14 protein-coding genes are annotated in these 15,316 nt (G+C 58.0%); 7 read left to right on the top strand and 7 right to left on the bottom strand.

Annotation, left to right across the window (positions count from 1 at the left end; genetic code table 11):
• Positions 1-151: 151 nt before the first annotated feature.
• From ACPLPM_RS02265 to ACPLPM_RS02250, 4 genes are all read right to left on the bottom strand, one after another.
• Positions 152-1,006 carry an ArsR/SmtB family transcription factor gene (locus tag ACPLPM_RS02265; protein ID WP_424358617.1) on the bottom strand — a complete coding sequence of 285 codons (855 nt, stop codon included), beginning with the start codon at positions 1,004-1,006 and terminating at the stop codon, positions 152-154.
• A gap of 144 nt (positions 1,007-1,150) precedes the next feature.
• Positions 1,151-2,002: a PGF-CTERM sorting domain-containing protein gene (locus ACPLPM_RS02260; RefSeq protein ID WP_424358616.1), complete on the bottom strand. Its 852-nt coding sequence runs from the start codon at positions 2,000-2,002 to the stop codon at positions 1,151-1,153.
• 153 nt (positions 2,003-2,155) lie between these two features.
• Complete coding sequence (locus tag ACPLPM_RS02255) at positions 2,156-3,166, bottom strand: hypothetical protein (protein WP_424358615.1); 1,011 nt, start codon at positions 3,164-3,166, stop codon at positions 2,156-2,158.
• Between the two features lie 136 nt (positions 3,167-3,302).
• A complete protein-coding gene (locus ACPLPM_RS02250; RefSeq protein ID WP_424358614.1) occupies positions 3,303-3,662 on the bottom strand; it encodes a hypothetical protein in 360 nt (119 codons plus the stop codon).
• A 275-nt stretch (positions 3,663-3,937) separates the two neighbouring features.
• Between ACPLPM_RS02250 and ACPLPM_RS02245 the strand changes: the two genes are divergently transcribed.
• The 4 genes from ACPLPM_RS02245 (at position 3,938) to ACPLPM_RS02230 (ending at position 7,852) form a co-directional block, all read left to right on the top strand.
• Positions 3,938-4,366, top strand: coding sequence for a hypothetical protein (locus tag ACPLPM_RS02245; protein ID WP_424358613.1), 429 nt, complete (start codon positions 3,938-3,940; stop codon positions 4,364-4,366).
• A 274-nt stretch (positions 4,367-4,640) separates the two neighbouring features.
• The gene (gene glyS / locus ACPLPM_RS02240; RefSeq protein ID WP_424358612.1) at positions 4,641-6,374 is read left to right on the top strand and encodes a glycine--tRNA ligase; all 1,734 of its coding nucleotides are present in this window, start codon (positions 4,641-4,643) and stop codon (positions 6,372-6,374) included.
• Between the two features lie 4 nt (positions 6,375-6,378).
• On the top strand, positions 6,379-7,071 hold the full coding sequence (locus ACPLPM_RS02235) for a diacylglycerol/polyprenol kinase family protein (RefSeq protein WP_424358611.1): 693 nt from the start codon (positions 6,379-6,381) through the stop codon (positions 7,069-7,071).
• Between the two features lie 16 nt (positions 7,072-7,087).
• Positions 7,088-7,852 (top strand): class I SAM-dependent methyltransferase, encoded by a 765-nt coding sequence (locus ACPLPM_RS02230; RefSeq protein ID WP_424358610.1) that lies wholly within the window; start codon positions 7,088-7,090, stop codon positions 7,850-7,852.
• Between the two features lie 114 nt (positions 7,853-7,966).
• On the opposite strand, the gene ACPLPM_RS02225 is transcribed toward ACPLPM_RS02230, so the two are convergent.
• Positions 7,967-8,146, bottom strand: coding sequence for a hypothetical protein (locus ACPLPM_RS02225; protein ID WP_424358609.1), 180 nt, complete (start codon positions 8,144-8,146; stop codon positions 7,967-7,969).
• Positions 8,147-8,158: 12 nt separating this feature from the next.
• On the opposite strand from ACPLPM_RS02225, the gene ACPLPM_RS02220 reads away from it, so the two are divergent.
• Entirely contained in the window at positions 8,159-10,576 is a 2,418-nt protein-coding gene (locus tag ACPLPM_RS02220) for a DEAD/DEAH box helicase (protein ID WP_424358607.1), read from the top strand.
• Positions 10,577-10,902: 326 nt separating this feature from the next.
• Here ACPLPM_RS02220 and ACPLPM_RS02215 read toward each other — a convergent pair whose 3' ends face one another.
• Positions 10,903-11,859, bottom strand: coding sequence for an N-acetyltransferase family protein (locus ACPLPM_RS02215; protein WP_424358606.1), 957 nt, complete (start codon positions 11,857-11,859; stop codon positions 10,903-10,905).
• 569 nt (positions 11,860-12,428) lie between these two features.
• Between ACPLPM_RS02215 and ACPLPM_RS02210 the strand changes: the two genes are divergently transcribed.
• Together ACPLPM_RS02210 and tatC are read left to right on the top strand one after the other, a co-directional pair.
• Positions 12,429-13,610, top strand: coding sequence for a glycosyltransferase family 4 protein (locus tag ACPLPM_RS02210; protein WP_424358605.1), 1,182 nt, complete (start codon positions 12,429-12,431; stop codon positions 13,608-13,610).
• 38 nt (positions 13,611-13,648) lie between these two features.
• Positions 13,649-14,419 carry a twin-arginine translocase subunit TatC gene (gene tatC, locus ACPLPM_RS02205; protein ID WP_424358604.1) on the top strand — a complete coding sequence of 257 codons (771 nt, stop codon included), beginning with the start codon at positions 13,649-13,651 and terminating at the stop codon, positions 14,417-14,419.
• 14 nt (positions 14,420-14,433) lie between these two features.
• Here the strand turns inward: tatC and ACPLPM_RS02200 are convergent, their stop codons facing one another.
• A complete protein-coding gene (locus tag ACPLPM_RS02200) occupies positions 14,434-15,294 on the bottom strand; it encodes a DUF72 domain-containing protein (RefSeq protein WP_424358603.1) in 861 nt (286 codons plus the stop codon).
• Positions 15,295-15,316: the final 22 nt, after the last annotated feature.

The raw sequence follows: 15,316 nt of genomic DNA, 5'->3' as shown, positions 1-15,316 counted from the left end.
CCACCGTGGATCAATAAAAAAAGAATGCCTTGCTATTCGGGCACGGATTGTCTCCGTGTCGCCGTGCCGCCGTGGTTCAAACAGTTGCTCTTCGTATCGTAGTTTGCCATTGTCTTAGTGTCGCCGTGCCGCCGTGGTTAAAAATAATAGGTTATTTTTTACTTACTTTGCGCCTGATGTACAGGTCGTAGACGACCATGACGCCGATGATGAGCAGGCACCCGGTCAGGAACCACAGGCCCCAGTGGTTGAGCAGGTCGAACGGAATTAGAGATTGGGCGGCGCCTGTGTCCGCAGGTGGTACTGCTGGCAATCCCGTGAGGCTGTCGCCGGCCCGGCCCACGGCGTCGCCTGTTGCGCCCGCGGCTTTGTCGAAGCCTGAGGTGGTGTTCCCGGCCGCCGCGAAGAAGACGGTCGGCTCCCGGGCCATGTCGGTGGCCATCGCTGTCGCCTCGGGCAGGGGCGGCATGGGTGCGCTGACGGGCACCTGGGCGTTTGTGCCGGCGTTGTTGTAGGTGTTGTTCATCGTCGCCATCAGCAGCGGGTCGCCAGCTTCGCCGACTCCGTCGGACTGGAGCTTGCTGCCCAGCAGGAAGCCCGCGCCGTTCTGCAACTGCATGGCAACCTCGACGAACAGCGATGCGACCAGGGCAATGGGGAGCAACACAAAGTACTTCTTCAGCGCGTCGATAAGCGACTGGCTGGTAGCAGTCTTGGGCACCAGCACGATCATGCGCTTTGCCGGCGCGTAGAGCTTGACTTCCCGGCCTTTCTCGCTGTACTTCGTCTTCTCGATGACGACCAGCCCCGCCTCCATGAGCTTCTCGATGTTGTACTGGGCCGTGGTCAGGGGGATATCGAGCCTCTTCGCTATGTTGGAGGTCGACATCGGGGTCTCCGCCAGCAGCTCCAGAATCTTCCTCGCCGTGTCGTTGGCGATGGTCTGGGTGATGATCTTCGATTCCTCGCCCAGGGGGACTATGAGCATCTTGTCGTCTTCGGGCATCAAGTAGATGTAATACGGGCTTATTAAAGGCCTTTTCTATAACTACGGACGCGTTCGTATTGAAAAACAGTTCTGCAGTGCTCTAAGCAGGATAACTATAAAAAAGTTCAGTTTTTTAAAATTAGAAAATGGAAGAGAGCGTTTTTACTCTCTTCTCAGGTACAGGACTGCGCCTGCGAGGGCTATCAGGGCGACGATGGCCTCGAAACCGGGTATGCCGAGGAAGCCGCCGGTGCCGGTAGCGGTCGCGTTAGCGGTCGGGACCACGTTCGGGGTGGGGGTTGCCTTGGGTACGTCGATGTTGGAGATGACGTTCAGGGCGTTCTCCTGCTGAGATACCCAGAAATACTGGTCGCCGTACTTGCCGCTCTTTTCGGCCCTCAGGTAGTATTTGCCGTAGGGCAGGGCATGGAAGGTGTACTGGCCGTCGCTGCCGGTGGACGGGACGCTGGCGAAGCTGACCTGGGTCAGGTTGCCGCTCTGGGGGTCCACGTTGTACAGCGAGAGGGTTGCCCCGAGCACGCGGGCGAGGTTCTCGCCGACGGGCAGGCCGGCGCCTACGGTGCTCCAGACGGTGACGGTGGTGTCTCCCCTCATGGGCGGTACGTCAGAGGCTACGTCTATGTTGATCCACTGGACCTCTGCGGGCTGATCCGGGCCGACGCCGGGCGGGTAGTAGAGTACCAGGGCCCAGGCAGCGTTGCCTTCACGTTCGGCCTTGATGATGTAGGAGACCGGGTTGGCCGGGTCGAACACTACGTTCCTGAAGGTGAACGTGCCGTCGCCGGTGGTTGTCAGGCTGCTGTATTCGGAGCCGGGCTTCTTGCCGTCGAACGAGTACAGGGTGACTTTTGCTCCCGATGCAGGGAAAGCCTTGTTGTAGACTTTGCCCTGGATGTTTTCGAAGTACATGCCACTGCTCTGTGCAGATGCCTGGAGCGGCACGATGATTGCGAAGAATACGCAGGCGATCAGTATTAGCCTAGTTAATTTCAAGTTATATCCCCTTCCATTTTCCAGGATTATGCGCATATGTGAGGAAAGGCCATATAAAGCTTATCTCACAATCGCGTGATCATTATCAATTACGTATCTTTTATATAAGTTTATGTAAAGAGCCCCAACAGGAGAGAATTAGAGCCAACGGGGCTACAGGGAGTCGTCGTTGACCGCGCCCGATAACTGGGACAGCGTGATCGACTCTTTCCCGTTCTTGTTTAAAAAGGCCGAGAAGTGCGTGGAGTTGCCTTCCTCGGGGTGGTAGACCAGCGTCAGCTCGGGGTCGACAGCGTATACCATGTCCCGCAGGCCGCCGAAGTCGAGGTGGTCGCTGATGCAGATGGTCGGGTGCTCGTAGTATTTCTGCCCGGTGAGGACGAACTTCTTGATGCCGGCAGGCAGCCGGTCCAGGTGCCACGGCGAAGTGATACACATCCGCCCATTGTATTCGCCGATCTCGGCCAGCTCGCCTGCGGCTTCGCCGAGCAGGTGCCTGGTGATGCGGAGCGAGCTCTTATCCATCTCGATGGGGTCGTCGTAGCCGAGCTCTCTGATCATAGAAACGGCCCTTTGTGCTTTGCCGAAGGCGTAGGCCCCGAAGCCTACCCTCTTGTGGGTCAGCGCCGCGGCGAACGAGTCGAGGTCGTCGCAGAAAGCGCACCCGGGATCGACAGGATTGCCGTAGGTAGCCTCGGTGACGAGGACGTCACACTTAGGCAGCCCCCGGAAGTCCTTCACGTCGCCGGTAACGAGGATTCTGACGCCCTGGTCGTTCTCCCAGTAGAAGGCAGAGGCACCGATGGAGTGGCAAGTATCGTAGGTCTTGATCTTGACACCGTCTACGTCGAGGGTATCCCCTACCTTGAAGGTAGTACCGTTAAAGTACTGGTCGTGCCTGAGCTGCAGCGTCACGGTTGTCTTGTCCGAGGCGATCGAGCGCTCGGAGAGCATGGCAGACTTACCATAATGATCCGTGTGAGCGTGGGTAATCAGAAAGTACCGGTCGTCCTTTTTGCCGTTGCGGGTGGTGTCGATGCCGAAGGTCCTGCGCTCTCCGCCACTCTTAAACGCTATCGAGAAGTGCGGCTTGTAGTTGCCTCCGCTGGTGCGGTAGCGGAGCGGCAGAAAGCCCATATCGACGAGCCTTTTAGTACCATCCATGCTGATGCTGCTATACTTGTGAAACTATTTACGCTTTGTGTTTTTACAAGATAAACAGGGGTCGTCAAAGGCACGAGCCCGTAGTATAATAAATTAGCACATACCAAAAAGCGGACAAAAAACAGATGGCCCAAGCTCAGGCTTTGCCCGTTTCCTGCTCCCTTTCAGCCAGCAGGAAATCGATGACCTTTCGGACTATGTCCTCGTTCGCCTCTCCGCCGCAGGCGACGATCTCGCCTTCGATCATCAGGATGGGGATGCGCAGCCCGAACTTTTTCAGGTGCTCGACGACTTCAGGGTAGGCTTTGACTTCCTCGGAGAAGACATTGATCAGGGATACCTGGATGCGGTCGCCGTACGTCGAGAGCAGCGAGGCTTTGATGTCGTGGAAGTCCCACTCGTGGGCCTGGCCGCCGCAGGTCTGGGAATGCTCGCATTTCGTACAGTTTGCGCCCGGGTAGTAACCGAAGAGCTTCACGTCGAGAGGTGCGTTCATGGTAATCTAGAACGCGTTGCGAGGTTGCTCCCATAAATAGCTTTCCTTTATTACTCCGGCGCATAAACGTCTGAAAAACCAGGCCATGCTTTAAATACACCGGGACCGGTCGATAAGGCACAGATGGCCGACTTATATTTTTATAAGCGACTGGCCCGAATATAATATACTTATTACTCTTATAAAACTCAAGTTTTTTTAATCCGTTCCGGTTTAGTTTGAAAAATATTACTATCGCCGGAATATTTAAATCCAAAAAAATCAGCATATTAACTATGACCAAAAATTCCACTTCTCAGGAATTGGTAGATAACATCAGGAAGTTGTGTGGCGACGAGATAGCCAACAACTTCGTGAGTATGATGAACCAGGTGAACCAGCCCCGGTTCAGCGCGATTAAAAACACGTTCCGCGATTCTACCTCGGTGTTCATCCTGGCCTGCGCGAACAGCAACATGCTGTACAAGGACCTCCGCGAGGACGGCCTGAAGCTCGGCATCGCCAGCGTCGAGACCTTCTCCAGGCGGATCTACGAGATGCGCAGGGCCGGCCTCATCTACACCGAGTCCATGCACAACAAAGGCCCGGGCAGGCCGAAGCTCAGGCTCAGGTTCAACCCGAACGCCTTCAAGGACATGTTCAACGTCGACCCGAGCACCATGCTCTCCGGCGGCCAGACCGAAGAGAGCAAAGTAGTCATCTAAGTTTCAGAACCGTCTTACCAAGATGATCTGAGAAGGTTACGCTGACACCTGTTCAGGCACTCTCGACCCGGGTGCCTGTACAGGCCAACATGCCGTGATTGTGATACCAGTAGCCGCTGATAGGCGATAATACCGATAACCTTCGTTCCGGCCGGCAGCGATCCTTCCCTTTTTATATCGTTTTGAGACCAGCCGCCTTGCGGCGTCAGTCATAACAAAATATATCCCATTATACGCTCTTTTGTTGTGCGTTAACATTCATCGAGGTAACTAAATGGACAAGTATGACAAGGTGTTTGAGCTCGCCAAGAACCGCGGCTTCATCTGGCCGTCGTTCGAGATCTACGGCGGAGCCTCGGGCTTCTACGACTACGGCCCGCTCGGTGCCACGCTGAAGCGGAAGATCGAGGACGCGTGGCGGAAGTTCTACTGCGTGGGCGAAGGGTTCTACGAGATCGAGGCGCCGACGATCGGCGTCGAGGCGATCTTCGAGGCGTCGGGCCACGTGGGCGGCTTCGCAGACCCGATGACCACCTGCCAGAAGTGCAAGGAGTCCTTCCGCGCAGATCACGTGATCAAGGGCGAGATGGAGATTCCGGACGGCCTCAAGAAGGAGCAGATGACCGAGATCATCCACCAGCACCACATCAAGTGCCCCGAATGCGGCGGAGACCTGGGCGACGTCTACGACTTCAACCTGATGTTCTCCACCTGGATCGGCCCCGGCCAGAAGAAGAAAGGCTACATGCGCCCCGAGACCGCGCAGGGCATGTTCGTGGACTTCCCTCGCTTACTGCGGTTCTACAGGGAGAAGCTCCCCTTCGGCGTCACCCAGATCGGCAAGTCGTACCGGAACGAGATCTCCCCGAGGCAGGGCGTCATCCGCCTCAGGGAGTTCACCCAGGCCGAGGCCGAGGTGTTCGTCAATCCCCAGTTCAAGAACCGGCACCCCAACTTCGCAGCTGTTAAGAACCTGGTCCTCCCGCTGTACGACGAGGACGCTCAGCTCAACGGCGGCGAGCCCAAGCCCATGACAGTTGGAGAGGCAGTCGCTAAGGGCACCATCGCCAACGAGTACCTCGCGTACTACGTGGCGCTGACATACCAGTTCCTGGTGAACGTGGGCATCGACGGCAAGCGCCTGAGGTTCCGCCAGCACATGACGACCGAGCGCGCCCACTACGCCACGGACTGCTGGGACGCGGAGGTCCTGCTGGACCGGTTCAAGTGGGTCGAGATAGTGGGCATCGCCGACAGGACAAGCTACGACCTGACCGCCCACCAGAAGCGCAGCGAAGTCGACCTGTCCGTGTTCATCCCGTTCGACACGCCGATGAAGATCAAGAAGACTGTCGTCACCCCGAACATGGGCGTCATCGGGCCGAAGTTCAAGGGCAAGGCGGGCAAGATCATGGCAGCTTTGAAGTCCATGAAGCCCGAGCAGCTGGACGTACCCGAGGTACGCCTGAATATCGACGGCGAGGAGATCGTCATCGGCAGCGACCTGTTCGAGCACAAGACCGCCGACGTCGAGATCAATGGCGAGAACGTGATCCCCCACGTGGTCGAGCCCTCCTATGGTGTGGACCGGATTCTCTATTCGGTGCTGGAGCACGCCTACGACGAGGAGATCGTCGACAACGAAGAGCGCGTCGTCATGCGCTTCGACCGCACCGTGGCCCCGATCACGGTGGCCGTGCTGCCGCTGCTCAGCAAAGACCCGCTGGCCAGCAAGGCTGCGGACATCGCCCGCGGCCTTAAGTCGGCAGGATACTTCGTCGAGTACGACGAGTCGGGCACCATCGGCAAGAGGTACCGCCGCAATGACGAGGCCGGCACACCGTTCTGCGTGACTGTCGATCACCAGACCATCGAGGACGGCACCGTCACTATCAGGGACAGGGACAGCATGGCTCAGATCAGGTACCCGGCCGATGGCCTGGCCAGCCTCATCAGCGAGCTGCTCTGCACCGGCAAGCCGCTCGAAGGCTACGGTACAAGGGTATAGTCGAATGCCCTTCGACCGTGCCTTATTTTTCAAGGAGCTCGGCAGGAAAGCATTCCACATAGGTGGATGCATAATACCTGCCGCCTATTTCTTATTCATACCCAGAGAGTGGATGCTCGGCGCTCTCTTTCTATGCATTCTCGGAGCCGGGATTCTCGAGTATATGCGGCTGACAGGCCGGGACCTGTTCCGTTCTGAGTACATGCGGGAGTCGGAGAGCAAGCGTCTCGGAGGATACTTCTACGCCGCTGTATCGCTATTCCTGGCCGTGCTCCTTTTCGAGAAGACGATCGCCGTTGCGGCGATGCTGTGCCTGGTCATCGGAGACGCGCTGACCGGGCTGGCCGGAGTTGTGCTGTCCATGTACATGGGCCGGAGGACTGCTGACGTCAGGCAGGAGGACACGGCTAAAAAGGGCGTCATATCGAGGATCATCAGTGACACGGCATATGCGCTGAGCCATCCTAAGACCCCGGTACTTATGATCTTTATGTTCGCGATATGCTCCGCCATAGGCCTGCTGTTTTACCCGGCGCTACCTCTGGTAGTCATCGCAGCCGGCGCCCTCGGGGCAGTGATCGCCGACTGCTTCCCCTGGCGTTTCCTGGGCTTCGTGATCGACGACAACCTCTCCATACCCCTGGTGGCCGGGATTTTAATGTCGCTGAGTTCGCTGCTTTATAATATCATTCTGTAGCGCCAAAAGCATATACATGGCAGGCGGCGGCAGCGACCAGTACCTTGAGTCCCTGGAGCGCATGGGCATGACCGGGCATCCGGGAGGCCTCAGGGGCACGAGAAAGTTGCTCAGCCGGCTCGATGTCCGGCAGGGTGAGCGGATTCTGGACCTCGGCTGCGGCACCGGATACACGGCTACGCTGATCGCCAGTAAGCACGATGCCGAGGTCGTAGCGACAGACCTCAGGCCCGGAATGCTGGCACTGACGAGGCAGAGGGCGGCCGAAGATGGCGTGACGGACTCAGTGTGCCTCGTGGCCGGTGACGCCCAGAGGCTGCCATTTAAGGACAATACTTTCGACGCGGTTATTGTAGAGTCAGTCCTCGTGTTCTGCGACGTGCCCCGGGCCGTCGGAGAATTGTACCGGGTGCTGAAGCCCGGCGGCAGGCTCGGGTGCAACGAGGTGACAGCCCTGCGGCCGATCCCGCCGGATAAGAAGGAGAAGCTGAGAGAGTACTTCGGGTTCAGGCCCGTCGTGGCTGCCGAGGACGAGTGGATTGCCGCCTTCAAGGCTGCGGGATTCTCCGATATCGTCTCTGAAGCGAGGCCTCTCGACTGGCTGGACATAGCGGTGTTCGCCCCGCTCCAGGCGTATGGTATCAGGAGGTACCTTAGGGCACTGGTGAGAAGCGTGACAGATCCGCAGATCAGGAAGGCGAGGTGGAAGAAAAGCAACCTGACCGCTCCCCGTATGCTGCGCTATCTTGGATCAGGGCTGTACTGGGCCAGAAAGCAATAAAGGTGGCGGGAAACAGCAATACGATCGCTGCGCTGTGCCAGGATCACAGATTACGACAGATACCACAGATTGCACAGATACTAATCGATGGTGAATCGAGTATCTGTCTATCACTTATATTCCAATGCCATCTGTGAAATCCGTGTAATCTGTAAGAATCTGTGATCCTGGCACAGCGCAGCGTTCGTCTACGTACACGGGCACAGTGGCAAGATCAATATTTATTAGCCTCAGAACCTGATAGTCAATATTTTCACGCTGCTCTAGCAACTTATATATCACCTCGCCCTTCAAACTTCCACGAGAATGTCCGGGGACTTCGTTAGTCATCCGCTGCTGGTGCCGAACACGGTTTCGAGCCGCTCCTACCAGGAGACTCTGTCGCAGAAGGCGCTGGAAAAGTCGAGCCTGATCGTCCTGCCTACAGGCCTGGGGAAGACGATCATAGCCCTGCTGGTCATCCTTAACAGACTGCAGGCCGGAGGGCCGGGAGCAAAAGTACTCATGCTCTCCCCGACCAAGCCGCTGGTAGAGCAGCACGCCTCCTTTTTCCGCAGGGTCATGGCCATCGACCCGGAGAAGATCGTCGTCTTCACCGGCAGCACGCCCCCCGACGAGCGGGCCGAACTCTGGAATCAGGCAACTGTGATCGTGTCCACTCCGCAGGTGATCGAGAACGACCTGCTCTGCAGGCGTTTTACCCTGGAGGACGTGGCGGCGGTCGTGTTCGACGAGGCCCACCGGGCTTCGGGCAACTATGCCTACGTCTACATTGCCAAGAGGTACATGGAGCAGGCGAAGAGCCCGCTCGTTTTAGGAATCACCGCTTCTCCGGGCAGCACGCCGGAGAAGATCACCGAGGTCAGGGAGAACCTGTCCATCGAGCGGGTCGAGGTCAAGACCGAGAACGACCCCGACGTGGCCCCTTATATCTACGACAAGGACGTGGAGTGGATTCGGGTCAACGTGCCGGACAAGGCTAACGAGATCAGGATTCTGCTGGAGGCGATCGTGGAGGACAGAGCTAAGAAGCTGTTCGAGATGGGCGTGATCTACTCGAAGAACATCGTCCTGAACAAGAAGGAACTACTACTGCTGCAGCAGCGGCTTCAGGCCTCCATTGCCCGGGGCAACAGCCCCGAGAGCTACAAGGCGATCTCCGTCGTGGCGGAGATCATGAAGGTGGGGCACGCGGTCGACCTCATCCAGACACAGGGCGTGCTCCCGCTGCGCCGGTACTTCGACCGGATGAAGGAAGAGGCCAACACTAAGGGCGGGAGCAAGGCGACGAGGCGGCTGTTCGAGGACGCCCGGCTGCAGCACGCGATGCGGGTCACCAACGAGACCGACGAGGTGAACCCCAAGACTGAAAAGGTCGCGGAGATCGTGCTGGAGCAGCTCAAGGAAAACCCGGCCTCTAAGGTCATTGTATTCACCAACTTCAGGGACACCGCGGAGGTCGTAGTGCAGAGGCTGGCAGAAGTCGACGGCATAAAACCCGTACGGTTCGTGGGCCAGGCCTCGAAGCTGAACGATAAGGGCCTGTCTCAGAAGAAGCAGGTGGAGATCCTCGACAAGTTCCGGGCGGGAGAATACAACACCCTTATCGCGACATCAGTCGCCGAGGAGGGCCTGGACATCCCGTCTACGGATATGGTCCTGTTCTACGAGCCGGTGCCCTCGGAGATCAGGAGCATCCAGCGCAGGGGCAGGACAGGCAGGAATACGGTAGGGCGGGTGGTCGTACTGATCTCCAAAGGCACGAGAGACGAGGCTGCCTACAGGTCGAGCCAGAGCAAGGAGCGGAAGATGTACAAGACCATGCAGAACATGAAGGACGGAGAGGCCATGGCCGGCATGCTCGAGGGAAAGCAGCAGGCGCAGCAACAGCAGCCCCTGGAATTCCCCGCGGACGAGAGCGTGGACGAGCCGCCCGCGGAGGATGCCGCCGTGGTGACAGGAGGCAGCAACACGGTCAGCCTGCAGCCCTCATCCGGGCCGGAGCCCGAGTCCCCGTCGCCTGCGGCTGCAGGCCAGGCGAAGCTGGAGCTGTTCACCTCCCGGGATAATGGCGTTACCGTGCTGACGGACACCAGGGAGATGCGCTCCCAGGTCGTCAAAAAGCTGGAGGAGCTGGGAGCTAAGTTCGACTTCAGGGCGCTGGAGGTCGGAGACTACGTACTGTCAGACAGGGTCTGCATCGAGCGAAAGACGACAGACGATTTCTTAAGCACGATATTCGACGCCAACCGGAACATGTTCGAGCAGATCATCAACATGAAGCACGAGTTCCTGCGGCCCATGCTGATCATCGAAGGCTCCGGCCTCTACACCAAGCGACGGATCAGCCCCGCCGCGATCCAGGGCATCATCGCCTCCATCACCATCGACTACGGCGTCCCGGTCCTGTTCACCGCCGACGAGGCGGAGACGGCATCCTACATCTTCAGCATCGCCCGGCGGGAGCAGTTGGACCGGAAGAGGAGCATCCACCCCCATGCCACCAAAGCCAGCCAGACTTTGCCCGAGCGGCAGGAGTACCTCGTTTCCGCCATCTCAGAGGTAGGCCCGGTCATCGCTAAAAACCTGCTGCGGCACTTCGGCAGCGTGAAAAAGATTGCCGACGCCTCGCTCGAAGAGCTGACCGAAGTCGAGCGCGTCGGGCCCAAGACCGCCGCCCGCATCCGGGAGATCATGGACGCCGAGTACAGGCCCCGGGAATGAGCGTTGTTTCTGAGCCCGGGAAGGAAGAGGAACGCTGCTCGGTGCGTTCTGGTTGCTAATGTGGCGTGAGACAGCAATACGAACGCTGCGCTGTGCCAGATCACAGATTACGACAGATTTAACAGATTGCACAGATTACTTTTAAAATAAGGAATACAGCGAAGCATTTCCTTTTGGTATTATCGATTAGCATCTGTGCAATCTGTGGTATCTGTCGTAATCTGTGATCCTGGCACAGCGCAGCGTTCGTATTGCTATTTTGGGGATCCCGTGCAATCAAGCCTGGCATAGCGCAGCGTTCGTATTGTTATCTCACACGATCTACGCTACGGAAATCGGCTTACGTCCCGCTCTTTTAGCTCCAGCACGTACTGGTCGAAGATCGAGGCCTGTTTGAAGCCCATTTTCCTGTACAGCCCGATGGCAGGCTCGTTATCTAAAGTTACCGCGAGCACGATCTGCCTGCGGCCGAGCATGGCGCTCTTGCTGATCAGGCTTTCCAGTAGTTTGCCCCCTATCCCGTTTCCCCTGTGCTGGCTGTCGACCGCGATGTCGAGGATGAGCACGCTGCCGTCCACTATCAGGGACGAAAGCAGGAAGCCGACGACGCGGTCGTCGATGGTCGCCACGAGGGACAGCTCGGGGATGAAAATTCCGTGGCGGTCCTGCATGATGCTCAGCAGCAGAGTCCTGCATCCTTCGGGGGAGGCGAACAGGGGATAGACCGCCCGGTCGAAGGCCTCCGATGCCTCGTACATGAGCCGGCAGATGTCCTCGAAATGATTCGTGCTCCACGGCGTAATGTTGAGGCCCGGCTCGGGCTTGTACGTGAAGGTATGGGACTCGTCCACTCTGCGGGTCATGCTCATGCGGGACACTTTCCGGAAGCCCATTTCCAGCGCTGCAACGGCAAACCTGTCCGCCCCCGGTCCCGAGAAGCTGCTGCGCACGGCGTTGATGCCCTGTGTAGACAGTTCATCGAGAATCTGGAGCATGAAAATCCGTTCCAGGCCTTCATTACCGGGTTTAAGGCACCCGTACACCAGCTCCGCTTCCAGGTCGACGCTGCGGTAGCAAAAGATGCCGATCGGCTCGATGCCCTTCAGGAGCGTGATTACGCTGAGCTCTCCCCGGCGGACCCGGTCGGGCAGGCCGAGGACGTACAGGCGATCGATCTCGCCCGTGGAGGGGATGCGTACTGCCGACTCGATGAGCAGGCGCTCTGCATCGTCAGTCAGCTCGCTGCCGGTCTCCAGCGTGTAGCCTTGCGGGGACAGGACCATAACAACCGTATGTTGCTTCGCATGGAATTAAAGGTTTGGTCTGCGGAGGCGGCGAAATTTGCCGAATATTCCACGATATTGTGCGCTTAGATCTGTCTTTGAAAGTGTTCCATAAAAAATCTGGGTCCGGGAGGTGTTGAGAGGTCGGAGAGGAGGTCGGAGAGGTTCACGGAGTTTAGGGAGGATACGTTCAAGCTGGGAGGTTAGAGAGGTCAGGAGGTCTGAGAGGAGGTTATGTGAGGTACCCGGAGGTTAGAGAGAATTAACATAAAATTATCCTCTCTGACCTTTCCACACTCCCTATCCTCCTCTCTGACCTCCCAGCTTGAAAATCCTCCCCTGCCTCCCGGGACCTCCCCCGACCTCCGGGACCTCCCCGACCTCCGGGAGCTTTTCACCGGCTTAATTCGAAAAACCTGTTTTCATGAGACGAGTGCTTTGTTTCCAGGTGTGCGCTGCCTACCTGCGCTGTAAGCGCCTGTCTCGCACTATACATCCGCTCTCTGGGCGGCCGAACGCCGGCCGGCCCGCCGAAAAAGCTTTTACGGTTCGGGCATGTAGTGTATTCCATGCGCATATGCCTGGTCAACGCCTTGTTCCACCCCTTCTCCGGGGGAGTGGAGAAGCACATGTATGAGCTCTCGAGGGAGCTCGTGAAGCAGGGCGTGGACGTGACGATCGTGACGGCGAGGCTGAGCGGGCTGCCGGCCTTCGAGGAGATGGACGGAGTGAAGGTCCACAGGGTCCCCTGCCTGGAGATCAAGGTGCCGGGCCTGTACCCGCCCCCGTACATCGTGTCGCCGCTCTTTTCTTTTTACCTGAGGAAGCTGGACAAACAGTATCACTTTGATATTATCCACCTGCAGAACCGGTTCTTCCCGGACTTCGACACCGCGGCCATCTACGCCAAACTTGCCAAAAAGCCATTTATGATGACCATCCACAACGCCAGGCCGGTGGGTATAGCCCCTCAGATCACTGTCTTCGGCCTCGCGTACGACTGGCTGATCGGCCGGTGGCCGTTCGCGCTGGCCGACCGGATAATTGCAGTGTCGGAGTGGGTCAAGTACGACATTGCGAAGTACTGGATCAACCAGGACAAGATCATCCCGGTCCACAACGGCATCAACGTCAAGGACTTCAAGCCCACCGACGCCACCGGCGTCCGGACGCAGTACGGGATCGGCGCCGACCCAATGCTGCTGTTCGTGGGCAGGATGATCACCCAGAAAGGAATACCATACCTAATCGACTCCATGCCCGCCGTACTGGAAAAGCACCCGAATGCCAGGCTGTTCCTCGTCGGCAGGGGCAGCGCCCTGCCGGGGCTGAAGAAGAAAGTGGCACAGATGGGCCTGGAGAAGAGCGTTCTATTCTCCGGCTACCTGAGCGAAGAGCAGCTGAAAGAGACGTACGGCACCTGCGATCTGTTCGTGCTCCCGTCGGTATGGGAGGTACTTCCTATTGCTATCCTGGAGGCCATGTCGTCAGCCAAGGCCGTGGTCTGCACCACTGCGGGCGGAAACAGGGAGTTAGTGAGGGATGGAGTCAACGGCTACGTGGTGCCCATGCGCGATCCCGGGACCCTTGCCACAAAGATCAACGAGCTGCTCTCCGATAGAAAGAAGATGGCGGAGATGGGCCGGCAGAGCCGGGCCATCGCGGAGGCGGAGTTCGACTGGAAGCTCATCGCGGCGAAGACGAAGAAAGTCTACGAGGACCTGCTGAGGCAGAAAGGTCGCAGCCTCTAAGTATTTATTTTAAAAGCGAAAAGGGATAGTCGATAGCTTTGCCTTTGATACAAGACTTCGCCGCCCTGTTCGTCAGGTTCAGGAAAAACCTCCTCATCTTAGGCATCTATATCCTGCTGGTCTCGGTAGTCGCTTTTCCGTTCACCGGCGAAGTCATCATGCGCATGAGCAGAGACCTGTTACCGCAACAAAAGTACGCGGGTGAGATTTACCAGCTGATCCAGACCCAGCCGCTGGAGCTCATGATGCTGGAGCTGAAACTGTCCGTCATCGCCGGAGTCATCGCTGCCCTGCCCATCGTCTTCTTCTACGCTTACAAGTTCCTTGCCGGCAGGCAGTTCGGAGACCGCTTCAAGATCAGCGGACCTAAGCTGCTCCTGGCCACAATAATCGGACTATGTCTGTTCATAGTAGGCTGCGCATACTCGTACCTGCTGATGCTGCCGCTGGTTTTTAAATATTTACTGGAAAGCTCTCTCGCGGCAGGAGTGGCCAACAGCTGGAAGGTCTCGGACTTCGTCAACTTCGCCATGATGACCACCGCCGTCTTCGGCCTGGTCTTCGAGCTGCCGCTCGCCATGACCCTCCTCGCCCGGGCCCGGATAGTCCCGGCGTGGATGTTCAGAAAATACCGGCGCCACATGTACATCGTCATCCTGATCGTGGCAGCGCTCGTCACCAGCCCCGACGTCCTCACCCAGGTCATGGTCGGCGTCCCGCTCATCATTTTCTACGAGCTCAGCCTGCTCATCCTCAAATTCACCGCGCCCGACAACCAGCCTCCTGCAGCGGAAAAGACTGGGGTTTAAGGTCGAAGAAGCGCTTATTCGTCGAAGAACCGGGACAATCCAGTCTGTCGCTGCGTTGGCAGAGGCATGGTTTCTTCGGGCTCGAGCCCGAGCATGGTTTCGAAGAGCCGGGCGTTCTTGACGGCGTTGGCCCGGGGGTGGTTGTTGAAGTAGGCCCGTATAGTTCCGGGCATGGCCTTTACTGCGGATGTCCACGGCTCGAGCTGTTCTCTGGAGTACGAGTAGTCGTAGCGGTTCATCCTGCCTGCGGGGTCTGCCTTTTTGGAGAACCACATATCCTCGTTCCGCCCGTGGAGCCGCAGGTAGGAGTGCCGGCCGGTGTTCTCCAGTATTGCGGGCATAGAGGGCCCGTCCACGGCGCAGAGCGCTACTTCGTGCTTCCGGAGGATGTCGAGCGCATCAGGGACGAGCTCGGTTTCGCTTTTCAGCCATGAGCTGTGGCGCAGCTCGATCGCGTAGTCGATGTCTTTTGTGTTCAGCGCCTCCAGCATTGCTTCCAGCCGCCCGGTGTGGTCAGGGTAGCGGAAGTAGGGTGATGCCTGCAGGAGGACAGCTCCGAGTGCTCCGGCAGCCTTCAGCGGGGAGAGCACTTTTGCCTCGAAGTCCAGCGCGGTCTGGAGGTCTGCCATGAGCGAGTCGTGGGTCACTTTGCCCGGCATCTTAAGGGAGAACTCGAAGCCGTTGAGACCTGAAGCTTTCCTGATCCACTCCTGTACCACAAAGGGAGCGGGAAACGTGTAGAAAGAGCTGTTGATCTCCGTGGTGTGGAAGTACCTGCCGTAGTAGCTCAGCCATGCCTGTTTCGGCAGGCCCGGCGGGTAGAAGGCGCCCGCCCAGTCGTCGTAGGACCAGCCGGAGGTGCCGACGCGGATCATGAGATGCTATACGCATCCTGCG

The organism is Methanocella sp. MCL-LM, from assembly GCF_049676595.1.
In the GTDB taxonomy this organism is placed as follows: Archaea; Halobacteriota; Methanocellia; order Methanocellales; family Methanocellaceae; genus Methanocella_A.
The sequence above is the reverse complement of the archived record's forward strand: the minus strand, read 5'-3'. Positions and strand labels throughout refer to the sequence as shown.